Here is a 22,306-nt window from a genome sequence, read left to right as displayed (position 1 = left end):
CGACGGCGCAGTGCGCGTGGCCAGCGTGGACGGCACCCGGCAGCTCGCCCTCAAATCGCCCGAGCGGGCAACCCGGTATTTCGGCCCACGGAGCGATGGCTCCATCCAGGCCGCGCGACTCGTCTGGCTGGCTCCCTCCCGAGCCGCCGCGTTCGACCGCGCCGAGCGCTCCTGACAGGCCGCTTTGCGCGAGGCGGCTGTCATGCGTTCGCGCGGAGCGGCCGCCCGCAGATCGCCGCAGAAGGCCACGCCGCGTCGGCCGCCTACGGCACGGACACACCGGCATGGGTTCGATACGCTTCGTCGCCTGAAGAGTGCTTCTTCCGTGCGTCGAGCCGGAGTTGGGCAGAAACAATCTTCGGGTTCCTGCTCACCCACCAGACGCCCCACTGCGTGGAAGCGTGAAGTCGAGGAGTGTGGTTCGTGGCCACGGTCGAGGCGCGGCGCACGATGGCCGCCGATCCCCAGGACGTGTACGAGCTGATCGCCGACGTGACCCGGATAGGGGAGTGGAGCCCTGAGGCGACGGGAGCCGAGTGGCTGAAGGGCGAGCCGGGGGCGGTCGGATCGACGTTTCGCGGACACAACCGGCGTCCCTGGGTGAAGTGGAGCACGATCTGCACCGTCACCGCGGCCGACCCCGGGAAGCGTTTCGCGTTCGACGTCAGGGCGGCTGGCCGACCGGTCGCGGCTTGGGAGTTCGAGATCGTCCCGCGTGACGGTGGGTGCGAGGTCACGCAGCGGACTATCGATCAGCGCAGCTTGTTCTTCAAGGTGACCTCGGTGGTCACCACCGGGCTGGGCCGGCGCTCGGCTCGCAATCGATGGACGATGAAACGGACGCTGGAGGCGCTGGCGTCCACCGTGGAGCACGAGCATTCCTGACGGCCTCGTTACGCGAGGGCGGCCGTGATGCGTTCGCGCAGGGCGGCCGCCCGAGGGTCGTCGAAGGGGGTCAGCGCGCGCAGGGCTTCGGCCCAGTGCGGCCGCGCATCCTCCGTTTCGTCCGCCTCGCGCAGCGCACCGGCGAGGCCGTCGAGGGCGAGCGCCATGTGCCACAGGTCGTCCAGCTCCCGGTGGACCGCCGCCGCGCGGCGGTGGAGGTCGGCCGCCTCCGCCGGGCGTCCGAGCAGGCGGTACGTCTCCCCCGCGCCGTCCCACGCCAGCGCCTCCCGCGACCGGTCGCCGAGACGGCGCTGGAGCGAGGCGGCCCGCTGGAACGAGACCAAGGCGTCGCCGAACGCGCCATTCGCCTGCTGCGCCCGGCCCAGTTCCAGCAGCCAGTACCCCTCCCACATGTGGTTGCGGTGGCTGAGGGCGATGTCCAGCGCGTCGTGAGCGGACCGCAGCGCTTCCTCCGCCCGCCCGCGATCCCGCTGCACGGCGCTCAGGATGCGCAGCGCGTTGCCCTCGCCGCCCTGGTTGCCCAGTTCGCGGTGCGCCTCCAGTGCGCGGTGGACGAAGGCCGACGCCTCCTCCAGTTGGGCGAGTTCGTACGTCACCTCGGCGAGGTTCGCCAGTACGACGGCCTCCCAGTGGGCAGCCTCCAGCTCCTGGAACAGGGGCGCGGCCTGCTCGAAGTGCCCCTTCGCCACCTCCAGCTGACGCCCCCGCAGATGGATCAGCCCGATGTCGTTGAGCGACAGCGCCTCCCCGAGCCGGTCCCCCGTCTCCCGGCGGGCGGCCAGGGCACCCTGGTGATACTCGGCGGCCTCCTCAAGGCGATGGGACTGCGTGCAGGCCATCCCCAGGCTTTCCAACAGCTCGGCCTCCGCCGTGCGGTCGCCCACCCGGCGCGCCGCACTGAGCCCGATCCGGCTCATGTGGAGCCATTCCTCGAACGGGTTCAGGATCATGTGCACGCTCCGCAGCACCGCGGGAAGCTGCCAGGCGATCACATCGAGACCGGCCTCCTCGGCGGCCCGCGTCGCGACCAGCAGATTGCCGCGCTCCGCCTCGTACCACCGCATGGCCGCCTCGTAGTCCGCGAAGGACGCGGGGGTGACGCCCTCACTCAGGGGTTCGAGCGGGATATGGGCCTCGTGCGGGTTGATCCAGGTCTGGGCCGCGTCCGCCGAGTGCAGGTACCAGAGCAGCACCCGGCGCAACGCCGCCTCGCGACCCTCCGCAGACTCCTCGTGCCGCGCCTGGTCGGCCGCGTAGGCGCGCAGCAGGTCGTGGAACTCATAGCGATCGGGGTCGGCCATAACCCGATCACCGTGTTGTTCCGCCAGTGATCCGGCCGAAGGCCGGACCTGATCCGGTCACACACCGTAAGCATTGGCATGGTGGCCACGCCGAGGTGGCCAGGGGAGCCAGCGGGTCACTGCTGATGACCACCACTTCGGCGCCCCACGTCCGGCCGCTGTCACGGGACACGCGAATACTCATGAGCCGTTGTCGCTTTGCTGCCCTGTCCATCACGATCCGCCTCCTCTGTCGCATTCGGTCGCGATGGTGCCGTTGGCGCCCAGGCCATCGCGACGGCAGAAAAGGTGTTGTTCGGGCGTCCCTCAAAAGGCGTCATTTAGGTGTCATGGATGGGTATCTGGGGCTAGCGTGGACGTCATGACGACCGAGGTGCACGCACCGAACGACGCACTGCGGGCCGTGCGGATCGGCCTGCGGATGAGCCAGGACGACCTGGCGAAGGCGCTCCGCCGAGCAGGTGTGGAGATGGGCGAGCCGAACGAGGCCAGCAAGCGGCTGGTCCAACGCTGGGAATCCGGCATCAGCAGGTCGCCGAGGCCCGTTTACATCCGCGCACTGGAGAGGGTCACAGGGGTGCCGGTCGAGTCGTTGGGATTCGCCCCGCAGGTGCCCATGGCGAGGGTCCAGGGCGATGAGACAGGAGGCCATGACATGGCACCGAGCACGGAGGGCATCGTCGGCATCGCCCCTGCTTCCGCCGACACCCGGGCGGCTCAGCAGACGGCAGGAGACAACTTCAGCGGCGTCTGGCTTTCCCGGTACGAGTACTACTCGTCGGGCCGTGACGACGCCTATGAAGGCAGGCATTACGTGGTGCTCGTCCAGCACGGCAACCGTCTGACGGGACGATCACTGAACGGGGCGTCCCTGAACCCTGATTCCCCGCTCTCCCTGGACCTCACCGTCGACCGCAGCGTGGTCACGGGGGCCTGGACCGAGCAGACGGCCACGGACGGCTACTACCAGGGAGCGTGTTACCACGGCGCGATCCAGATGCTCGTGGAGCCAACCAGTCGCCGTATGGCCGGCAAGTGGGTCGGGTTCGGCAAGGACTTCGACGTCAACACCGGACCGTGGGAACTGCGCCTGATGGACACCTCGACCTCGAAGGCGACCCTGGAGCGGTACAGCGTGCCACCGGAGTGACCGGCTCGCAGCCGGAGGTCGTCAAGCCTGGGCGTCGGGTATATCCGGCTTGGCCGCGCTCAGAGTGGCGCCCGGAATGACGACCAGCCGCTCGTCCGGGGCGATGCTGGCGTCCCCGGGGAGCTTCGCACGGTAGGCGTCGGTCAGGTCGCGGCCGATGACCGCGATGTCACCGTTGTCGAGCTGCCAGATGTCGGGGCATCCATCGCGCCCTCCGGTCTTGCCGAGTTCGCGCGCCGACTTGCCCAATCGGCGCGCGAACGAGGCGGACGGGTCGGCTTCCCAGGCGCGGGCCATCGGTTCCTCCACTCATCCGTCTGTCCTGAATGGCCAACGGTAGACAGGGAGTTCACGGGTGGCAATGGCGCTCCGGGGCCGAAGATCGGGATCAGGCCGGGGGGAGGAGCTTCTTCTGGGGCTTGCCCATGGCGTTTCGGGGGAGGGCGTCCAGGAAGCGGACCTTGCGGGGGCGCTTGTGGACGGAGAGCTGGGTGGCGACGAAGTCGATCAGGTCCTGTTCGGTCACGCCGTCGGCGACGACGTACGCGACGATCTGCTGGCCGAGGTCGTCGTGGGGGGCGCCGACGACCGCGGCCTCGCGGACGGCGGGGTGGTCGAGGAGGGCGTTCTCGACCTCGCCCGCGCCGATGCGGTAGCCACCGGACTTGATCATGTCGGTGGAGGCGCGGCCGACGATGCGGTGGAAGCCGTCGGGGTCGACGGCGGCGATGTCGCCGGTGCGGAACCAGCCGTCGTCGGTGTAGGAACCGGCGGTGGCCTCGGGGCGGCCCAGGTAGCCGTCGAAGAGGGTGGGGCCGGTGAGCTGGAGTTCGCCGATCTCGGCGCCCTCCTCGGCGACGATCCGGGTGCGGACGCCGTTGATCGGGGTGCCGACGGAGCCGGGGCGGCGTTCGCCGTTCGCGCGGGTGGAGACGGTGATGAGGCTTTCGGTCATGCCGTAGCGCTCGACCGGGCGCTGGCCGGTGAGCTGCTCCAGGTCGCGGAAGACCGGGGCGGGCAGCGGGGCCGAGCCGGAGACCAGGAGGCGGGCGGCGGAGAGGGCGCGGGCGGCCTCGGGGTCCTGGACGACGCGGTTCCAGACCGTCGGCACGCCGAAGTAGAGGCTGCCGCCCGCCGCCGCGTACGCCGCCGGGGTCGGCTTGCCGGTGTGGACGAGGCGGCTGCCCGTCCGCAGCGCGCCGAGGACGCCGAGCACCAGGCCGTGGACGTGGAACAGCGGCAGCCCGTGGACCAGGGTGTCGTCCGCCGTCCAGTCCCATGCCTCGGCCAGCCCGTCCAGGTCGGCGGCGACCGCGCGGCGCGAGATCAGGGCGCCCTTGGGCGCGCCCGTGGTGCCCGAGGTGTAGAGGAGGAGGGCGGTGGACTCCGGGTCGGGTTCGGGCTTGGTCCAGGCCGCCCGCTCGGTCAGGTCCACCGGGACCGTCTCGATCGGCGCATCGGCCGCGGCCGTCGGGTCGCCGGTCAGCAGCATGGTGGCACCCGAGTCGCGCAGGATGTGGTCGCGTTCGGCGGGCCCGGAGTCCGGCGGTACGGGGACCACGGGCACCCCGGCGAGCAGCGCGCCGACCACCGCCGTCACCGTCTCCGCGGTCGCGGTCGCGCGGACCGCGACGACCGGCGCCCCGGCCACCCGGGCGGCCACCGCGCCCGCGGCGCCCAGCAGTTCCTCGCGCGAGAGGGCGCGGCCGCCGACGGTGAGCGCGTCGGGGCGGTCTCCGCCCGGCGCGGCGAGGGAGGTGAGGAGAGGTGCGGTCACGGAACTGACTCCTTTCGGCCCCCTATGCCTTTCGGGGGCTGGCCCTACCGACACAGCGTCCCCGTGACCGTACCTTCGGAAGCATCGATGCCCATGAGCGGGAGTCGGGCGAACGCCCGATGGCGCCGGGCGACAAGCGCCGGGCGCCGGAAAGGGAGAGGTGTCGCGGGAACCGCCGCACCCCGGCCGGTTGGCCGAGGGCGGGACGACGGCGGTTCCCGCGAGGGACGCGGCAAGCCGCGTCCCGGGCGACCATGGAGGTCCGGGAGCCGCTCCGGAGGTCCTGTCGCCGCATTCAGGGTGTCGGTGTCGTCCTTTCCGACATCCCCTAATCTGCCGTATCCGTGTTAACCCTGTGCTGCGGGAGCGTGACGCTCACGTACCACTTGGTCAAAACCCGAACCGGGGCGTCACTTCGCGCCGTTGGCCAGGTACGCGAGCAGGTCCTGTCGGCTCACCACGCCCCTGGGCTTGCCCTCCACCAGCACGACCGCCGCGTCCGCCCGGCCCAGGACGGCCATCAGGTCCTCGACCGCCTCGCCGGAGCCGACGTGCGGCAGGGGCGGGCTCATGTGCTTTTCGAGGGGGTCGCCGAGGGAGGCGCGCTGGGCGAACAGCGCGTCCAGCAGCTCGCGTTCCACGACGGAGCCGATGACCTCGGCGGCCATCACGTCCGGGTGTCCGGCGCCGGGCTTCACGATGGGCATCTGCGAGACGCCGTACTCCCGCAGGACCTCGATGGCCTCGCCGACGGTCTCGTCGGGGTGCATGTGGACGAGCGACGGCAGCCCCCCGGCCTTGCCCTGGAGGACGTCGCCGACGCGCACGGACGGGCCCTCCTCCTCCAGGAAGCCGTAGTCGGCCATCCACTCGTCGTTGAAGATCTTGGAGAGGTAGCCGCGGCCGCTGTCCGGCAGCAGCACGACGACCACGTCGTCCGGGCCGAGCTTCTCGGCGACCTTGAGCGCGCCGACGACGGCCATGCCGCAGGAGCCGCCGACCAGCAGCCCTTCCTCCTTGGCCAGCCGCCGGGTCATCTGGAAGGCGTCCTTGTCGGAGACGGCGACGATCTCGTCGGCGACGGTCCGGTCGTACGCGGTGGGCCAGAAGTCCTCGCCGACGCCCTCGATGAGGTACGGGCGCCCGCTGCCGCCGGAGTAGACGGAGCCCTCGGGGTCGGCGCCGATGACCTTGACCCGGCCCTCGCTGACGTCCTTCAGATAGCGGCCGGTGCCGCTGATCGTGCCGCCGGTGCCGACACCCGCCACGAAGTGGGTGATCCGGCCGTCGGTCTGCTCCCACAGCTCGGGGCCGGTGCTCTCGTAGTGGGAGCGCGGGTTGTCAGGGTTGCTGTACTGGTCGGGCTTCCAGGCGCCGGGGGTCTCGCGCACCAGGCGGTCGGAGACGTTGTAGTACGAGTCGGGGTGCTCGGGGTCGACGGCGGTCGGGCAGACGACGACCTCGGCGCCGTACGCCCGCAGCACGTTGATCTTGTCCGTGGAGACCTTGTCCGGGCACACGAAGACGCACTTGTAGCCCTTGCGCTGGGCGACCATCGCGAGGCCCACTCCGGTGTTGCCGGAGGTCGGTTCGACGATCGTGCCGCCGGGCCGCAGCGCGCCGGATGCCTCCGCCGCCTCGATCATCCGCACCGCGATGCGGTCCTTCACCGAGCCGCCGGGGTTGAAGTATTCGACCTTGGCCAGAACCGTCGCCCGGATGCCCTCGGTCACGGTGTTGAGCTTTACCAGCGGGGTGTTGCCGACCAGCTCAATCATCGATTCGTAGTACTGCACGCCTGCTCCTGGTCCGGAATCCGCGGGATCTCCGCGTCGGGACGGCCGCGTCGCGGGCCCGTACAGCCAGCTTATTGCGCGGAACCGCCCGCCGACCCGTGCGGTTGTGGCCGAGCACGCAGGGGGCACCAAGTGGTTAGCAGGGCGTACAAAGGTACAGAAGGCGTTCGGACGGAGGTGGGCTGGACCCATGTCGATGTCGAGGGCGAGGGTTGCGCGGCGAATCGCGGCCGCGGCGGCGTACGGGGGCGGCGGGATCGGGCTGCTGGGCGGGGTGACCGCCGTGCTGTTGCTCACCGAGCTGTCACTGGCGAGGCGGATCGTGGGCGGGTCGGAGGAGGCTCCGCCGCGCGCGGACGGCCGCTACGGCTTCGCCTTCGCGCGAAGGACCGGCCAGCCACCTCTGCGGCTGGCCTTTCTCGGCGACTCCACGGCCGCCGGGCAGGGCGTCCACCGCCCTAGTCAGACGCCGGGCGCGCTGCTGGCCTCGGGGCTCGCGGCGGTGGCGGAGCGCCCGGTGGACCTGCGGAACGTGGCGCTCCCGGGAGCGCAGTCCAGCGATCTGGAGCGGCAGGTCACGCTGGTGCTGGCGGACCCGGAGCAGCTGCCGGACGTCTGCGTCATCATGATCGGCGCGAACGACGTCACCGGGCGGATGCCGCCCGCCCAGTCGGTGCGGCTGCTGGCGGAGGCGGTGCGGGGGCTGCGCGAGGCGGGGTGCGAGGTCGTGGTGGGCACCTGCCCCGACCTGGGCACCATCGAGCCCGTCTACCAGCCCCTGCGCTTCGTCGCCCGCCGCCTCAGCCGCCAGCTGGCGGCGGCGCAGACGATCGGGGTGGTGGAGCAGGGCGGCCGTACGGTGTCGCTGGGCGATCTGCTGGGGCCGGAGTTCGCGGCCAATCCGCGGGAGCTGTTCGGCCCGGACAACTTCCACCCCTCGGCGGAGGGGTACGCCACGGCCGCGATGGCCGTGCTGCCCACGCTGTGCGACGCGCTCGGGCTGTGGCCGCAGGAGGCGCCGGAGACCCGCGACGAGGGCATCCTGCCGGTGGCCACGGCGGCGGCCGAGGCCGCGGCGGAGGGCGGCACCGAGGTGACGGCCGCCCGCGGGCCCTGGGCGCGGCTGCTGCGGCGCGGCCAGCCGGGCGGTGAGCAACCGGCGAAGGGCCCGGCCAAGGCCCCACCACTGCCGCACTGACCGGGGCCCCGCCCCGGGGCGGGGGCTCCGCCCCCACACCCCCGCTCCTCAATCGCCGGAGGGGCTGGGATGTGGGGTCCGGCGGCGGCTGAGCGTACGCTTGGAAAAAAGAGTTCCGCGTCACAGCCCGCGCCCCGTGACCCCTGCTATACGTGCGGGTAACTTCCCTCAGAGTCCCAGTCGCACCCCCGATCCGCCCCATGGAGCCGTGATGCCCGAAGCCGTGATCGTCTCTGCCGCCCGTTCGCCCATCGGCCGCGCCTTCAAGGGGTCGCTGAAGGATCTGCGTCCCGACGATCTGACCGCCGAGATCATCCAGGCCGCGCTCGCCAAGGTTCCGCAGCTGGATCCGCGGGAGATCGACGATCTGATGCTCGGGTGTGGTCTGCCGGGCGGGGAGCAGGGGCACAACCTCGGGCGGATCGTGGCCGTGCAGATGGGGATGGACCATCTGCCCGGGTGCACGGTCACCCGGTACTGCTCCTCGTCGCTCCAGACGTCGCGGATGGCGCTGCACGCCATCAAGGCGGGCGAGGGCGACGTGTTCATCTCGGCGGGCGTCGAGATGGTGTCGCGCAGCGTCAAGGGCACGTCGGACGGGCTGCCGGACACCCACAACCCGGTGTTCGCCGACGCCGAGGCCCGTACGGCCGCGCTCGCCCAGCAGGAGGGCACCGACTGGCACGACCCGCGGGAGGACGGGCTGATCCCCGACGCGTACATCGCGATGGGGCAGACCGCCGAGAACCTGGCCCGGCTCAAGGGGGTCACCCGCGAGGACATGGACGCGTTCGGCGTGCGGTCCCAGAACCTCGCCGAGGAGGCCATCAAGAAGGGCTTCTGGGAGCGCGAGATCACCCCCGTGACGACCCCCGACGGCACGGTGGTGGCCACGGACGACGGGCCGCGCGCGGGGACCACGCTGGAGGGCGTGCAGGGCCTCAAGCCGGTCTTCCGCCCCGACGGCCTGGTCACCGCGGGCAACTGCTGTCCGCTCAACGACGGCGCCGCCGCGCTCGTGATCATGTCCGACACCAAGGCGCGCGAGCTGGGCATCACCCCGCTGGCGCGGATCGTGTCCACCGGCGTCTCCGGCCTCTCCCCCGAGATCATGGGGTACGGACCGGTCGAGGCGTCCAAGCAGGCGCTGGCCCGGGCCGGGATGGCGATCGGCGACATCGACCTGGTGGAGATCAACGAGGCGTTCGCCGCCCAGGTCATCCCGTCCTACCGCGACCTGGGCATCGACCTGGACCGGCTCAACGTCAACGGTGGCGCGATCGCGGTGGGCCACCCCTTCGGCATGACCGGCGCGCGCATCACCGGCACGCTGATCAACTCGCTGCAGTTCCACGACAAGCAGTTCGGGCTGGAGACCATGTGCGTGGGCGGCGGCCAGGGCATGGCGATGGTCGTCGAGCGGCTGAGCTGACCCGCGCTCCGGCGGATACACGGCCCGATCGCGAGTTGTGACCCAATCTCCCCCAGGATGTGACCAACGTCCTGGGGGAGCCCCGTCTTCGCAGCTCAGCGACGGTGGACGGCCCCCTTCCGGGCATGGACTTCGGTCCGCTGGGTGACGTCCTGCACTGACGCCGAGAGGCGAACCGAGTCAAGCTGAGGTAGGAATTCGGGGGATCGACAGCAACCGGGAGTTACGTCAGTGAGCCCCATGACCCTTGCCCTCCTGCTGGCCGCGGTGGCCGCCACGGCCACCGGCGCCGCAGCCCTGCACACCGCGCGCGGAGTGCGGCGGCAGATCACCGAGCTGCGCGCCGAGCTGGCCGCCACGGTCGCCGCCGCCACCGCGGCCGGTCGGGCGGACCGGTCCGGGGAGGACGCCGTCGCGGTGCCCGCCGCCCGCGCCACGCCCGCCGCCGAGATACGGGCGGCCGTGGCCGACGCGCTCGCCGAGGAGCGGGAGCGCGAGCTGGCCGAGGCCCGGGCGTTCTGGGCCGCGCAGGAGGCCCGTGACTCGGCCGGGTCGTCCGACGCCCCCTCGCTGCTCGGCGGGCTGGCCGGGCTCGGCGAGGACGCCCAGCACGACGCGCCGCACGACGCCCTCTTCGTGCCGCGCCAGGCCGATCTGGCCGGTCTGGAACCCCTGCTCGGCCTGGACGCGCTGGGGCCGGACGCCCGCGACTCCGCCGCCGAGCACGAGCCGGAGGAGCCGATGGAGCTGGAGATCGGCGCCGAGGTGGGCGCCGAGGTCGGCGCGGAGATCGGCACCGAGACGGAGCAGGAGGCCGAGGCGTTCGAGTCGCCCGAGCTGGCCGCCGCGCGCCGCCGCCACCCCTCGCACCCCGACTTCAGCCCCTCGTCGCCGATCGCCGACCACGACCGGACCGTGGCCCGGCTGACCGAGCTGGCGGAAGCCCGTACCCCGCTGGCGGACGTACGGCCCGGGCCGCTCGGCACGCTCGACGTGTACGTCTTCGCCGACGGCACCACGATCTGCATGACCCCCGGCCACCGGGAGACGGCCGAACGGCTGGCGGAGGCGCTGCGCGGGGGCACCGCGCCGGTGCTGCTCGGCGGCTCGGGCGTCTCGGGCGCGTACGCGCTCACCTTCGGCTGCGGGGACGAGAACGTGTATGTCCTCGCCGACCGCGTCATCGCCTCGCTGTGACCCCGTAGAACCCCGCGCTGCCGCCTCAGAGGCCGCAGCGTCCGGCCGCCGCCTCGACGAGCGCCACCGCCTCGGCCACGCGCGCGTTCTCCTCGCCCTCCGCGGCCCCCGCACTCGCACCCGCGGCCCCCGCATCCGCGGCGCCGCCCGGCGCGCGCTCCAGCGCGTGCGCCAAGTCATGACCGGCCACCGCGACCTGGTCGGCGATCATGAATATCCCCGCATCCGGCATGATCCGCGGCGGGCTCCCGGGCTCCTCCAGACGCTGGGCCCGCACCGACAATTCCCTCGCCAGAGCGAGTCCTTCGGTTGCCGCGCCCTGGCGCAGCCGGGACTGCGGAAGGGTGCGCAGCCGGTCGGCGAAACGGTCGACGGCACGGAGCAAGGGGGTCGCATCATCCACGCCGAGAGCGTATGCGCCACCGACGGACTGTTGCCAACGGCCGAACACTCAGGCACGGTGAGCTGAAGGACCCCACCCGGGTGATTGAACCCGGGGCCGGAATGGACGCGTCCGGAGGCGCCGATGTCCCAGATCTTCTCCGACGAGACTCACCGGAACCTACTCTCCCGCATCCCCCAATGCACCGGTCGTGACGTTGCCGACTGGCTGCGCACCGTAGACGAAGGTCCCGCCTTCTTCCGCTTCGAGGAGAAGGTCAGCTGGCTGCGAGGCGAGCACCAGCTCGCCTATGGGCACGCCAAAGCGATCATCCATGAACACGACCTGAGGCGCGCGGCACGCAAACTGCTGTAGCCCGCTGCCTGGAGGCTTCAATCGTGTACCACAGAGGGGCACGACACGAGAGCGGCTCAGGCCGCAGACCTCGAAGGGCCCGTGGAGGCAATCGCCTCCACGGGCCCTTCGGCTGTTACGGGGTCGTCAGGGGCGCTCGGGCCCCTGGACGCTAGTCCCTGAAGATGGAGATCAGCCGGAGCAGCTCCAGGTAGATCCACACCAGCGAGAGCGTCAGACCGAACGCGGCCAGCCAGGACTCCTCGCGCGGAGCACCGTACCGGACGCCGTCCTCGACCTGCTTGAAGTCCATCGCCAGGAACGCGGCACCGAGCACGACGCCGATGATCCCGAAGACGATGCCCAGGCCACCGCTGCGGAAGCCCATGCCGTCACCGCCGCCGATGGCGGCGAACAGCAGGTTGACCGCCATCAGCAGGACGAAGCCGATGGCCGCCGCGATCACGAAGCGCTGAAAGCGCGCGTTCACCCGGATGAGCCGGGTCTTGTACGCGGCGAGCACACCGATGAAGACGGCCATCGTGCCGAGGACCGCCTGCATCGGGGCGCCGGACCAGCGCTCGTTGTACACCTGGCTGATGACGCCGAGGAAGAGCCCCTCGAAGAGGGCGTACCCCATGATGAGCGCGGGCGAGGGCGTGCGCTTGAACGACTGCACCAGGCCCAGCACCATCGCGACCAGCGCGGCGCCGATGCCCGCACCGATCGGAAGGTGCGCGATCCAGGCGGCAGCGGCGGCGACGATCACGGTGCCCAGCGTCATGCCGGTGCGCATGACGACGTCGTCCATCGTCATCCGGCCGGTCTGCGGACCGGCCGGGGGCGCTCCGTACATCTGCTGGAGCTGCTCGGGCGTCAGGTTCTGCTGGCCACCTGCCGCGTAGGGATTGGCCGGTGCCGCTTGCGTCTGCGCGTACGGGTTGCTGCCCGCGTAGGGGTTGCCCTGGGCTGCGGCGGGGCCCCCGGCCTGCTGGGCCGCGCCGAAGCCGGCGTAGCCGCCGCCGCGGCTGAACCCCCGTCGCGAGAAGACCGGGTTGCTGCTCCTCATCTCACTCCTCCGTGGCCGCCCTGCGCGACCTTGACTCAAGAGTAATGGGTAAGCAAAGAAAGCACCCTAGTGCCCAAGGAGGATCTTTTCACGCGCGCCCGGACAGCGCGAGGTCCCCCCGGAACGGGTGCGGGACCCGGGTGCGGACCCCGGTCGCACAGTGGGCTACGGGCCACGCACGCAGAGTGCGCCCACGAGATCTGGAGGTGCCCGGAACCGGACTTGAACCGGTACGCCCGCGAGGGGCAGCGAGGTTTAAGCTCGCCGTGTCTGCATTCCACCATCCGGGCAGCGGCTCACCCTGGGACGTACGAAGTGCGTACCTCCCTCCCCATAGGAGAGCAGCACGAGCCTATCCGGGCCGATGGACCCGAACAGCGAACCACCGGACCGAGGTTGTCTTATTTTATTGGCAACTGAGGGCCCATCAGTAGTGGGTCAGGGTACCCGCCGATGCCGGCGCCCGAGCGGACCTGCTTATATGCCCTGTGGCCCCTTTGACGGCGGATTGACGCAATCTCGATGCCCCCGTTCGGGGGTCCTCTCCTACCCAAGGAGGACTCCGGCCGACGCGCCTACGACCCGAGTCGCGCGCAGAACCGGAGGAGCGACGGATCCCGTCCCCCTTTATGGCAAGGACGATGGAAGGACGTCCTGGCCGACCCGCACCGCACGACAGGAGCTCCGCACCGTGACCACCACCACCTCCGGCGTCGAGACCGCCGCCCGTTCCACGACGGCAGCGGCCCGAGCAACGGACCTCTCCAAGGTCTACGGACAGGGCGAGACCCAGGTCGTCGCCCTCGACGCCGTCTCCGTCGAGTTCCGGCAGGCCGAGTTCACCGCGATCATGGGCCCGTCGGGTTCGGGCAAGTCGACGCTCATGCACTGCATGGCGGGCCTCGACTCCGTCTCCAGCGGCTCGGCCCGCATCGGCGACGTCGAGCTGACGGCCCTGAAGGACAAGAAGCTCACCCAACTGCGCCGCGACAAGATCGGCTTCATCTTCCAGGCGTTCAACCTGCTGCCCACGCTGAACGCGCTGGAGAACATCACCCTCCCGATGGACATCGCGGGCCGCAAGGCCGATTCGGCGTGGCTGGACCGGGTCGTGGAGACGGTCGGCCTCGCCGGCCGGCTCAAGCACCGGCCGAGCCAGCTCTCCGGCGGTCAGCAGCAGCGCGTCGCCGTCGCCCGCGCGCTGGCCGGGAAGCCCGACATCATCTTCGCGGACGAGCCCACCGGAAACCTCGACTCCCGCTCCGGCGCCGAGGTGCTGGGCTTCCTGCGCAACTCGGTGCGCGAACTGGGCCAGACCGTGGTCATGGTGACCCACGACCCGGTCGCCGCGGCCTACGCCGACCGGGTGGTCTTCCTCGCCGACGGCCGGATCGTGGACGAGCTGACGGGCCCGACCGCCGACTCGGTGCTGGACCGCATGAAGCGGTTCGACGCCAAGGGCCGTACGAGCTGACGCGAGGCGCGCGCCCGTCATCGCGGGCCGCTCCCGCCTCCGCACCTCTCCCCTTCCTCCCCTGGACTGACTTCCATGCTCCGTACCGCCTTGCGCAACGTGCTCGCGCACAAGGCCCGGCTGCTGATGACCGTCCTCGCCGTCATGCTCGGCGTGGCCTTCGTCTCCGGCACCCTGGTCTTCACCAACACCATCTCCGCCGCCTACCAGAAGAGCTCCGAGAAGGGCTTCGACGGCGTCGACGTCGCCATCACCCCGCACAAGTCCGACTCCGACGCGGGCGCCCCCGGCTCCACGCCGCGGCTCGGCCAGCAGGTGCTGGACAAGGCGTCCCAGGTGCCCGGCGCCGCCTCCGCCACCGGGGTCGTGAAGGGCTTCACCGCCCTCTCCGACCGGAACGGCGACATGCTCGGCAGCGGCTTCTCCACCCTCGGTGGGAACTACTACCCGGGCCCCGACGGCAAGGACCCGCGGTACACGATGACCGAGGGCCGCGCGCCCAAGGGCCCGGGCGAGCTGGCGCTCGACGCCAAGTCCGCCGAGAAGGGCCACTACAAGGCCGGTGACACCATCCGGGTGTCCGTGAACGGCCCGGTGCGCACCGAGAAGATCTCCGGCGTCTTCACCACCGAGGACGGCAATGTGGCGGCGGGCGGCAGCCTCGCGCTGTACGACAACGCCACCGCGCAGAAGCTGTTCGCCAAGCCCGGCCAGTTCGACGAGATCGACGTGAAGGCCGCCGCCGGGACCTCGCAGGCCACGCTGAAGTCCGCGGTCGACAAGGTGCTGCCGAAGGACGCCGAGGCCGCCACCGGCCAGAAGCTCGCCGACGACCAGGCCGAGCAGATCAAGCAGGGCATGAGCAGCATGCAGACCGCCATGCTGGTGTTCGCCGGGATCGCGCTCTTCGTCGGCATCTTCATCATCGCCAACACCTTCACCATGCTGGTCGCCCAGCGCACCAAGGAACTGGCCCTGATGCGGGCGGTCGGCGCGAGCCGCCGCCAGGTGACCCGTTCGGTGCTGATCGAGGCCACCGCCGTCGGCGCCGTCGCGGCCGTCGTGGGCATGGCCGCCGGTGTCGGCATCGGCGCCGGGCTGCGCTCGCTGCTCAGCTCCACCGGGGCCGTCGTCCCGGACGGACCGCTGGTCATCGAGCCGACGACCGTGGCTGCCTCGCTGCTCGTCGGCGTCGTGGTGACCGTGCTCGCCGCCTGGCTGCCGGGCCGCCGCGCCGCGAAGATCCCGCCGGTCGCCGCGATGAGCAGCGTGCACGCCGCGCCGACGACCCGCGGTCTGGTGGTACGGAACACGATCGGCGCGCTGCTCGCGGCGGCCGGTGTCGGGCTGGTGCTGTACGGCTCCGGCCAGGGCATGGACGGCAAGGGCTCGATGGCGTTCGGCGCCGCGGTCCTGGTGATCGGCGTGTTCGTGCTCACCCCGCTGCTGTCCCGGCCGCTGATCGCGGCCGCCTCGCCGGTGCTGCGGCTCTTCGGGATGTCCGGCAAGCTCGCCCGGCAGAACGCGGTGCGCAACCCGCGCCGTACCGCCGCCACCGCCTCCGCGCTGATGGTGGGCCTCACCCTGATCACCGGCATGACGGTCATCGCGGGCAGCGTCCAGAAGGGCATCGACCAGATGGCCTCGGACGGCCTGAAGTCCGACTACGTCGTCAGCATGGGCGGCGCCGGCGGCTCGCGGCCGCTCTCCCCGGACGTGGCCAAGACGCTGGCGAAGCAGCCCGAGGTCACCGCGGTCAGCCCGCTGCGCCAGGCCCCGGCCAAGATCGGCGACAAGACGACCATCCTGACGGGCGTCAACCCCAAGACCATCACCGAACTGGTCGGCGTGGACTTCCGCCAGGGGTCCTTCTCCGACTTCGGCGGCAAGAAGGTCGTCGTCGACGACAAGACCGCCGACAGCAACCACTGGAAGGTCGGCTCGACCGTCCCGGTGACGTACCAGGACGGCCGCAGCGCCAAGCTGACCGTCGGCGGCGTGTACGAGGGCAACCAGATGGTCCGCGGCGTCTGGACCGACACCGCCACCATGACCCCGCACATGGCCACCGTCACCGACTTCCAGGTGATGCTGAAGACCAAGGGCGGGGCGACCGAGGCCAACAAGGACAAGCTGACGAAGGCGCTCGGCGACAACCCGGCCCTCCAGATCCAGAACAAGAAGGACATCTCCGACGGCATCGCCAAGCTGTTCACGCTGATGCTGAACATGCTCTACGGCCTGCTGGCCATGGCCGTGATCGTCGCGGTGCTCGGGGTCATCAACACCTTGGCCATGTCGGTCTTCGAGCGCTCGCAGGAGATCGGCATGCTGCGGGCCATCGGCCTGGACCGGCGCGGCATCAAGCGGATGGTGCGGCTGGAGTCGCTGGTCATCTCGCTCTTCGGCGGGGTGCTCGGGATCGGGCTCGGCGTGTTCTTCGGCTGGGCGGCCGGTGAGCTGATCTCCACCGGGCTGACGACCTACGAACTGGTACTGCCGTGGGGCCGGATGGGCCTGTTCCTGGCGATGGCCGCGTTCGTGGGCGTGCTGGCGGCCCTGTGGCCCGCGCGCCGGGCGGCCAGGCTCAACATGCTGGAGTCCATCAAGGCCGAGTAACGGCTCAGCTCTCCGAGCTACGCGAACGGGCTTGACGCGCTTCCCGCGCGTCAAGCCCGTTCTGCTTTTCCCGGCCGCGCTTTCTCGGCCGCGCCCTCTCAGCCGCCGTCTCAGCCGCGCCAGTCGCGGGTCCGCAGCGGCAGCCCGGAGGCGCCGCTGTCCGGCGTACGGACGGCGAGGACCTGGTTGACGCCGATCCGGTTGCGTTCGAACGACAGGGCGCAAGCGGCCATGTAGAGCCGCCAGACCCGGGCCCGGCCCGGGGAGGTCAGCCGGACGGCCTGCGGCCAGGACCGCTCCAGATTGCCGACCCAGTGGCGCAGGGTGAGCGCGTAGTGCTCACGGATCGCCTCCACGTCGCGCACCTCGAAACCGGCCTCCTCCAGCTGGGTCACGGTCCGGCCGACGGGGGCCAGTTCGCCGTCGGGGAAGACGTAGCGGTCGATGAACTCGTCCACGTGGTACGCCTCCTCGTCCGGCTCGGGGCGCCGGGCGATCTGGTGGTTCAGCAGCCGCCCCCCGGGGGCCAGCAGCCGGTGCAGGATGCCGGTGTACTCGGCGTACCGCACGGAACCCACGTGCTCGGCCATGCCGATCGAGGAGATCGCGTCGTACGGACCGTCGTCGATCTCGCGGTAGTCCTGCACCCGGATCTCGATCTTCTCGGTCAGCCCGGCGTCCGCGATGCGCTTACGGGCGTACACCGCCTGCTCCTCGGAGAGCGTGATGCCGACGGCGCGCACCCCGTACTCGCGCGCCGCGTGCAGCACCATCGAGCCCCAGCCGCACCCCACGTCCAGCAGCCGCTGCCCGGGTTCCAGCGCGAGCTTGCGGCAGACCAGGTCGAGCTTGGCCCACTGGGCGTCTTCCAACGGGGTGTCGGCGCTCTCCCAGTACGCGCACGAGTAGACCATCGAGGGGCCGAGCACCAGCTCGTAGAAGTCGTTGCCGACGTCGTAATGGTGGCTGATGGCCTTTTTGTCGCGGCGCAGGGTGTGCAGCGGCCCCCGGGTCGCCCCGGCCTCCTCACGCGGCGGGGCGGGTGGCAGTCCGGGACCGGCGAGGGCGAGCAGATCACGGACGGCGGTGCGCGTCTTCGGATCGCGCAGGGCTCTCAGGGCCGCGGCGAGGCGGCTCGGGCGCCCGGCGGCGGGTTCGTCCCGCTCCCACAGCAGCCCGGCCAGCCCCTCCAGTGCCTCGTAAAGATCGCCCTCTATGTCGAGATCGCCCGCCACCCAGGCCCGGGCCAGGCCGAGTTCGCCCGGCTTCCACAGCATCCGGCGCAGCGCCCGGCGGCGGCGCAGTACGAGGACCGGGGTGCCGGGCGGACCCGTCTCGCTGCGGTCCCAGGCCCGGATGCGCAGCGGGAGCGGGGTCCCCAGCACCTCCTCGGCCAGGGCGGCGAGTCGCGCGGCGACGTCGGTCATGTCGGCACACCTCCATGATGGCGAGTCAGGGAAGATTCACTCATCACGTAAACACCATGGAACCGCACGAACAGTCCCGCCGACACGTCTTGAATCAGTAAAAAGCGCGCATGCGAAGGGCGCCCGCCCCACGGATGGCGGACGCCCTTGGCGCTTGCTCGATATTCAGGTGTTCAGATGTTCAGCTCTGCCCGGTGCCGAAGTCCGGGGTCAGTCCGAGGCCAGTCCCAGGTCAGGACGCCTTGGCCTTCTCCGCGGCGACATCGGCGGCGGGCTTCGCGGCGGCGGCCGCGGAGACCGGGGCGGCAGCCTCGTAGAACTCCTCGCGGGGGTTCTCCATGGCGCCGAGCGAGACGACCTCGCGCTTGAGGAACATGCCCAGCGTCCAGTCGGCGATGACCCGGATCTTGCGGTTGAACGTCGGCATCGCCAGGCCGTGGTAGCCACGGTGCATGTACCAGGCCAGCCGGCCCTTGAGCTTGATCTTCATCTTGCCCATGACGATCATCGCGACGCCCTTGTGGAGGCCGAGACCCGCGACGGCGCCCTTGTTGGCGTGCTTGTACTCGCCCTGCGGGAAGCCCCGCATGCCCGAGATCACGTTGTCGCCGAGGACCTTGGCCTGACGCAGCGCGTGCTGGGCGTTCGGCGGGCACCAGGCGCCCTCGCCGGAGGCGAGGTCCGGCACCTGGGCGTTGTCGCCCGCGGCCCAGATGTAGTCGGTGCCCTTCACCTGGAGGTTGGAGCCGGTGTCCACGTGGCCGCGCGGGCCGAGCGGGAGGCCGAACCGGGCGAGCGCCGGGTTGGGCTTGACGCCCGCGGTCCACACGAGGGTGTTGGTGTCGACCTCGAGGCCGTTCTTGAGCACCACATGGCCGTCGACGCAGGAGTTCATGGAGGTGTTGAGGTAGACCTCGACACCGCGCTTCTGCAGGTGCTCCAGGCCCCACTGGCCGAGCTTCGGGCCCACCTCGGGAAGGATCTTGTCGGCCGCGTCGACGAGCACGAAGCGCATGTCCTCGCGCTTCACGCTCGGGTAGTACTTGGCCGCGTCGCGGGCCATGTCCTCGACCTCGCCGATGGTCTCCGCGCCCGCGAAGCCGCCGCCGACGAAGACGAAGGTGAGCGCCTTGCGGCGGATGTCCTCGTCCGTGGTGGAGTCGGCCTTGTCGAGCTGCTCGAGGACGTGGTTGCGCAGGCCGATGGCCTCTTCTATGCCCTTCATCCCGATGCCGTTCTCGGCCAGGCCGGGAATCGGGAAGGTGCGGGAGACCGCGCCCATCGCGATGACGAGGTAGTCGAAGGGCAGCTCGTACGACTCGCCGACGAGCGGCTGGACGACGGCCACCTTGCGGTCCTGGTCGATGTTCGACACCCGGCCGGTGAGGACCTCCGCCTTGGGGAGCACACGCCGCAGCGGAACCACGACATGGCGCGGAGAGATGCTGCCGGCCGCAGCTTCGGGGAGGAAGGGCTGGTACGTCATGTACGAGCGAGGGTCGACGACCGTGACAGTCGCCTCGCCGTACCGCATCTTCTTGAGGATGCGGCGCGCCGCGTACAGGCCTACGTACCCACCGCCTACAACGAGGATCCTGGGACGCTCCGTGGTGCTCATGTTTCGAGTATCCAGCACCTCACGAGGGGGTCCTCGTGAGCCCCTTCACAAGCAATGTGGGGGTATCTGCTACACTCCGCCGCCCCCGTGACGGACGCCATACTCCAGCAGGGGAACCGAGAAGCGGATCAAGACGTTCCCATGCGCTCTGAGCAGCGATAGCCGTTGAACGCGCGAGTAGACCATGACGTTCCCCGGCGGTCCGCGACGCGGGGCGCCCGGCCATGATCCGGCCGACTTGATGAACACCGTCACCAATAGCGGCCTCGGGGTGGCCCAGAAGGCGGCCACCAGGGCACTTTTTCATGTGAAGAGTTTCACGAACTCTTTTGGCGGCGGTCCGCGGAAGGCCCCGGAAGGACCCTCCACGGCCGCTCAGACGATATCGATCCCGCTCAGGAGATGCTCCAGGCGATGCCATCGAGGATGTCGTGTTCGCTCACGACGACCTCCTCGGCACCGGTCCGATCCATGATCGACAGCAGCACCAGGGCGCCCGCGGTGATCACGTCGACCCGGCCCGGATGCATCGCCCCGATCGCCGCCCGCTCCGCGTGGGTCGAGGTCAGCAGCTTGGCCGTGATCTCGCCGACCTGCCCGGCGTGTACCCGGGCGTGGTGGATCGCGGCCGGGTCGTACTCCGTCAGCCCCAGCGCGATGGCGGCGACGGTGGTGACCGTACCGGCCAGCCCGACCAGGGTGTGGCCGCCCTCGCCGGGGCGGCAGCCGTTGGTGAGCGGCACCGTCTCCTCGGCGAGGTCCAGCGCCCGCTCGATGTCCGCCCTGATGGCCGAGAGCTGATCCTCCGTCGGCACCTCGGCGACCTGGCCGTCCGCGACGAGATGCCGCTCCGTCAGCCGCACACAGCCGATGTCGACGCTGCGGGCCGCCCGCACCCCGTCGTCGCCGCTGACGAACTCCGTCGAGCCGCCGCCGAGGTCCACCACCAGGAACGGACCGCTCAGATGCTCATGGCCGGTCAGCTCCTTGGTGGCGCCGGTGAAGGAGAACTCCGCCTCCTGATCCCCGGTGATCACCTCGGGCTCGACGCCGAGGATGTCCACGACGCCGCGCACGAACTCCTCGCGGTTCTCGGCGTCCCGCGAGGCCGAGGTGGCGACGAAGCGGACGCGCTCGGCGCCGAGCGTGCGTATGACCTCCGCGTACTCCCGGCACGCGGCGAAGGTGCGCTCCAGCGCCTCGGGGGCCAGCCGCCCGGTGCGGTCCACGCCCTGGCCCAGCCGGACGATCTTCATCCGGCGGTCCAGCTCGGTCAGCTCGCCCGTGGCCGGGTCGGCGTCGGCGACCAGCAGCCGGATCGAGTTGGTGCCGCAGTCCACGGCCGCGACGCGGGTCATGCGGTCTCCCCCTTCGCGGGCTGTTCCGGCGCCTGTTCCGGCGCCTGTTCCGTCGGCTGGGCGCAGGGCGCGACGCACGGGCCCTTGCGCCACCACTCGGGCAGCAGGGCGATCGCCTCGTCGCCCAGCGGGTTGACCCCGGGACCGGCCGCGAGGGAGTGGCCGACCAGAACGTGCAGGCACTTCACCCGGTCCGGCATGCCGCCCGCGCTGGGGAAGCCCTTCAGCTCCTCGATGGCGTCGCGGCGCGCTATGTAGTCCTCGTGGGCGGCGCGGTAGGCGGCGGCCAGCTCGGGGTCGCTGCCCAGCCGGGCCGTCATCTCCTTCATCACGCCCTCCGCCTCCAGCGTGCCGATCGCGGACGCGGCGCGCGGGCAGGTCAGGTAGTAGAGGGTGGGGAACGGGGTCCCGTCCTCCAGGCGCGGCGCGGTCTCGACGACATCGGGGTTGCCGCAGGGGCAGCGGTGCGCGACGGCGCGCAGGCCGCGCGGTACGCGGTTCAGCTGCTCCTTGACGGCGGCGATGTCCGCGTCGGTGGGCGCGGTGGGCTCCGTCTGCGGAGGGGGCGTGTCCATGAGGGGAAAGTTCTCTTCGATCGGTGTCGGACCGGGTGCGACCGTACGGGCGCCGACGCGACGCGTCAGCGGTCCGCGGCGGCGGCCGCCTTCGGCGCGTCCGCCGTGTCCACGGTGTCCCAGAGGTTGGTGTACCAGGGGCGGTCGCCCGCGCCATGGTCGGTGGAGCGCTCGGCCCGGGCGCCGGGGTCCACCATGCTGAAGCCGGTCTCCCCCGGCATCAGATAGTGCAGATGCTCGCGGGCTCGCCGCTCGATGTACGCGGGGTCGCGCAGCCGGGCCTTCTGCTCGCTCAGCTTGGCCACCTCGGCGCGCTCCTGCTGGGCCTGGCGGCGCTGGTCGGCGATCTCCGAGCGCTGGGAGATGTACTGCCGCATGGGATAGGCCAGCGCGACCACCAGCGAGCAGACGACCAGTGCGAGGAGGGCGGCCCGGCCGGTGAGCCTGCTGCGGCGGCGTTTGATCCGGGCACGGTAGACCCGGGCGGCGGCGTGCTCGCCGAGCGCCTTGAGCCTGGTCGCGGTGGAGAACCGATCCGCCGGCACGTCGCCTCCCCGGTGATGACTTCGCTTGAGTCGTGAGTAACGCCCGCTTGAGTAACGCCGTCCCCGGCCACGGTACGGGACCGCGGCCGGGGACATGCGTCAGACGTGTCCGCTCCTCAGGATCGGGA

20 protein-coding genes and 1 tRNA gene are annotated in these 22,306 nt (G+C 71.0%); 9 read left to right on the top strand and 12 right to left on the bottom strand.

What is annotated here, in order from left to right; translation table 11 throughout:
* Positions 1-10: 10 nt before the first annotated feature.
* Both ACZ59A_RS24020 and ACZ59A_RS24015 read left to right on the top strand, forming a co-directional pair.
* The gene (locus ACZ59A_RS24020) at positions 11-175 is read left to right on the top strand and encodes a hypothetical protein (RefSeq protein WP_470961582.1); all 165 of its coding nucleotides are present in this window, start codon (positions 11-13) and stop codon (positions 173-175) included.
* Between the two features lie 248 nt (positions 176-423).
* Positions 424-885, top strand: coding sequence for an SRPBCC family protein (locus tag ACZ59A_RS24015; RefSeq protein WP_470961579.1), 462 nt, complete (start codon positions 424-426; stop codon positions 883-885).
* A gap of 8 nt (positions 886-893) precedes the next feature.
* On the opposite strand, the gene ACZ59A_RS24010 is transcribed toward ACZ59A_RS24015, so the two are convergent.
* On the bottom strand, positions 894-2,207 hold the full coding sequence (locus ACZ59A_RS24010; protein WP_470961575.1) for a tetratricopeptide repeat protein: 1,314 nt from the start codon (positions 2,205-2,207) through the stop codon (positions 894-896).
* Between the two features lie 361 nt (positions 2,208-2,568).
* Here ACZ59A_RS24010 and ACZ59A_RS24005 point away from each other — a divergent pair, with 361 nt between their 5' ends.
* Positions 2,569-3,357, top strand: coding sequence for a helix-turn-helix transcriptional regulator (locus ACZ59A_RS24005; protein ID WP_470961571.1), 789 nt, complete (start codon positions 2,569-2,571; stop codon positions 3,355-3,357).
* Positions 3,358-3,378: 21 nt separating this feature from the next.
* On the opposite strand, the gene ACZ59A_RS24000 is transcribed toward ACZ59A_RS24005, so the two are convergent.
* The 3 genes from ACZ59A_RS24000 to ACZ59A_RS23990 form a co-directional block, all read right to left on the bottom strand.
* Positions 3,379-3,654 carry a hypothetical protein gene (locus ACZ59A_RS24000; protein WP_468052582.1) on the bottom strand — a complete coding sequence of 92 codons (276 nt, stop codon included), beginning with the start codon at positions 3,652-3,654 and terminating at the stop codon, positions 3,379-3,381.
* 91 nt (positions 3,655-3,745) lie between these two features.
* On the bottom strand, positions 3,746-5,134 hold the full coding sequence (locus ACZ59A_RS23995) for an acyl-CoA synthetase (RefSeq protein ID WP_470961568.1): 1,389 nt from the start codon (positions 5,132-5,134) through the stop codon (positions 3,746-3,748).
* A gap of 410 nt (positions 5,135-5,544) precedes the next feature.
* Positions 5,545-6,930, bottom strand: a complete 1,386-nt coding sequence (locus ACZ59A_RS23990; RefSeq protein WP_470961565.1) for a cystathionine beta-synthase — start codon at positions 6,928-6,930, stop codon at positions 5,545-5,547.
* Positions 6,931-7,120: 190 nt separating this feature from the next.
* Here ACZ59A_RS23990 and ACZ59A_RS23985 point away from each other — a divergent pair, with 190 nt between their 5' ends.
* The 3 genes from ACZ59A_RS23985 to ACZ59A_RS23975 all read left to right on the top strand — a co-directional run bounded on the left by ACZ59A_RS23985 (position 7,121) and on the right by ACZ59A_RS23975 (position 10,757).
* Positions 7,121-8,128, top strand: coding sequence for an SGNH/GDSL hydrolase family protein (locus tag ACZ59A_RS23985; RefSeq protein WP_470961562.1), 1,008 nt, complete (start codon positions 7,121-7,123; stop codon positions 8,126-8,128).
* 211 nt (positions 8,129-8,339) lie between these two features.
* Entirely contained in the window at positions 8,340-9,560 is a 1,221-nt protein-coding gene (locus tag ACZ59A_RS23980) for an acetyl-CoA C-acetyltransferase (protein ID WP_468052575.1), read from the top strand.
* A 231-nt stretch (positions 9,561-9,791) separates the two neighbouring features.
* Entirely contained in the window at positions 9,792-10,757 is a 966-nt protein-coding gene (locus tag ACZ59A_RS23975; RefSeq protein ID WP_470961560.1) for a hypothetical protein, read from the top strand.
* A gap of 25 nt (positions 10,758-10,782) precedes the next feature.
* Here ACZ59A_RS23975 and ACZ59A_RS23970 read toward each other — a convergent pair whose 3' ends face one another.
* A complete protein-coding gene (locus tag ACZ59A_RS23970) occupies positions 10,783-11,160 on the bottom strand; it encodes a hypothetical protein (RefSeq protein ID WP_470961557.1) in 378 nt (125 codons plus the stop codon).
* 123 nt (positions 11,161-11,283) lie between these two features.
* On the opposite strand from ACZ59A_RS23970, the gene ACZ59A_RS23965 reads away from it, so the two are divergent.
* Positions 11,284-11,514: a DUF4287 domain-containing protein gene (locus ACZ59A_RS23965; RefSeq protein ID WP_055557681.1), complete on the top strand. Its 231-nt coding sequence runs from the start codon at positions 11,284-11,286 to the stop codon at positions 11,512-11,514.
* A gap of 151 nt (positions 11,515-11,665) precedes the next feature.
* On the opposite strand, the gene ACZ59A_RS23960 is transcribed toward ACZ59A_RS23965, so the two are convergent.
* Both ACZ59A_RS23960 and ACZ59A_RS23955 read right to left on the bottom strand, forming a co-directional pair.
* Positions 11,666-12,562: a Bax inhibitor-1/YccA family protein gene (locus ACZ59A_RS23960; protein WP_470961553.1), complete on the bottom strand. Its 897-nt coding sequence runs from the start codon at positions 12,560-12,562 to the stop codon at positions 11,666-11,668.
* 207 nt (positions 12,563-12,769) lie between these two features.
* Positions 12,770-12,852, bottom strand: a tRNA-Leu gene (locus ACZ59A_RS23955).
* Between the two features lie 401 nt (positions 12,853-13,253).
* Between ACZ59A_RS23955 and ACZ59A_RS23950 the strand changes: the two genes are divergently transcribed.
* Positions 13,254-14,036: an ABC transporter ATP-binding protein gene (locus tag ACZ59A_RS23950; RefSeq protein WP_468052567.1), complete on the top strand. Its 783-nt coding sequence runs from the start codon at positions 13,254-13,256 to the stop codon at positions 14,034-14,036.
* Between the two features lie 75 nt (positions 14,037-14,111).
* Positions 14,112-16,655, top strand: a complete 2,544-nt coding sequence (locus tag ACZ59A_RS23945; protein ID WP_470961549.1) for an ABC transporter permease — start codon at positions 14,112-14,114, stop codon at positions 16,653-16,655.
* A gap of 110 nt (positions 16,656-16,765) precedes the next feature.
* Here the strand turns inward: ACZ59A_RS23945 and ACZ59A_RS23940 are convergent, their stop codons facing one another.
* The 5 genes from ACZ59A_RS23940 to ACZ59A_RS23920 all read right to left on the bottom strand — a co-directional run bounded on the left by ACZ59A_RS23940 (position 16,766) and on the right by ACZ59A_RS23920 (position 22,178).
* A complete protein-coding gene (locus ACZ59A_RS23940) occupies positions 16,766-18,082 on the bottom strand; it encodes a class I SAM-dependent methyltransferase (RefSeq protein WP_470961546.1) in 1,317 nt (438 codons plus the stop codon).
* Between the two features lie 232 nt (positions 18,083-18,314).
* Positions 18,315-19,700 (bottom strand): NAD(P)/FAD-dependent oxidoreductase, encoded by a 1,386-nt coding sequence (locus ACZ59A_RS23935; RefSeq protein WP_468052562.1) that lies wholly within the window; start codon positions 19,698-19,700, stop codon positions 18,315-18,317.
* A 395-nt stretch (positions 19,701-20,095) separates the two neighbouring features.
* Entirely contained in the window at positions 20,096-21,058 is a 963-nt protein-coding gene (locus ACZ59A_RS23930; protein ID WP_470961543.1) for a Ppx/GppA phosphatase family protein, read from the bottom strand.
* Positions 21,055-21,633: a DUF501 domain-containing protein gene (locus ACZ59A_RS23925; RefSeq protein WP_470961540.1), complete on the bottom strand. Its 579-nt coding sequence runs from the start codon at positions 21,631-21,633 to the stop codon at positions 21,055-21,057. Before ACZ59A_RS23925 ends, ACZ59A_RS23930 begins: the two co-directional genes overlap by 4 nt.
* 65 nt (positions 21,634-21,698) lie before the next feature.
* Entirely contained in the window at positions 21,699-22,178 is a 480-nt protein-coding gene (locus ACZ59A_RS23920) for an FtsB family cell division protein (protein WP_470961537.1), read from the bottom strand.
* Positions 22,179-22,306: the final 128 nt, after the last annotated feature.

This window comes from Streptomyces sp. NPDC040405, assembly GCF_055595765.1.
Note: the sequence above shows the minus strand (reverse complement) of the source record. Positions and strands in the feature narration are given on the sequence as shown.

Coding starts and splice junctions, on each gene's coding strand:
- ACZ59A_RS23925 (WP_470961540.1), bottom strand. CDS start 21,633: ATGGACACGCCCCCTCCGCAGACGGAGCCCACCGCGCCCACCGACGCG.
- ACZ59A_RS23965 (WP_055557681.1), top strand. CDS start 11,284: ATGTCCCAGATCTTCTCCGACGAGACTCACCGGAACCTACTCTCCCGC.
- ACZ59A_RS23960 (WP_470961553.1), bottom strand. CDS start 12,562: ATGAGGAGCAGCAACCCGGTCTTCTCGCGACGGGGGTTCAGCCGCGGC.
- ACZ59A_RS24000 (WP_468052582.1), bottom strand. CDS start 3,654: ATGGCCCGCGCCTGGGAAGCCGACCCGTCCGCCTCGTTCGCGCGCCGA.
- ACZ59A_RS23930 (WP_470961543.1), bottom strand. CDS start 21,058: ATGACCCGCGTCGCGGCCGTGGACTGCGGCACCAACTCGATCCGGCTG.
- ACZ59A_RS23940 (WP_470961546.1), bottom strand. CDS start 18,082: ATGACCGACGTCGCCGCGCGACTCGCCGCCCTGGCCGAGGAGGTGCTG.
- ACZ59A_RS24010 (WP_470961575.1), bottom strand. CDS start 2,207: ATGGCCGACCCCGATCGCTATGAGTTCCACGACCTGCTGCGCGCCTAC.
- ACZ59A_RS23945 (WP_470961549.1), top strand. CDS start 14,112: ATGCTCCGTACCGCCTTGCGCAACGTGCTCGCGCACAAGGCCCGGCTG.
- ACZ59A_RS23935 (WP_468052562.1), bottom strand. CDS start 19,700: ATGAGCACCACGGAGCGTCCCAGGATCCTCGTTGTAGGCGGTGGGTAC.
- ACZ59A_RS24005 (WP_470961571.1), top strand. CDS start 2,569: ATGACGACCGAGGTGCACGCACCGAACGACGCACTGCGGGCCGTGCGG.
- ACZ59A_RS23985 (WP_470961562.1), top strand. CDS start 7,121: ATGTCGATGTCGAGGGCGAGGGTTGCGCGGCGAATCGCGGCCGCGGCG.
- ACZ59A_RS23980 (WP_468052575.1), top strand. CDS start 8,340: ATGCCCGAAGCCGTGATCGTCTCTGCCGCCCGTTCGCCCATCGGCCGC.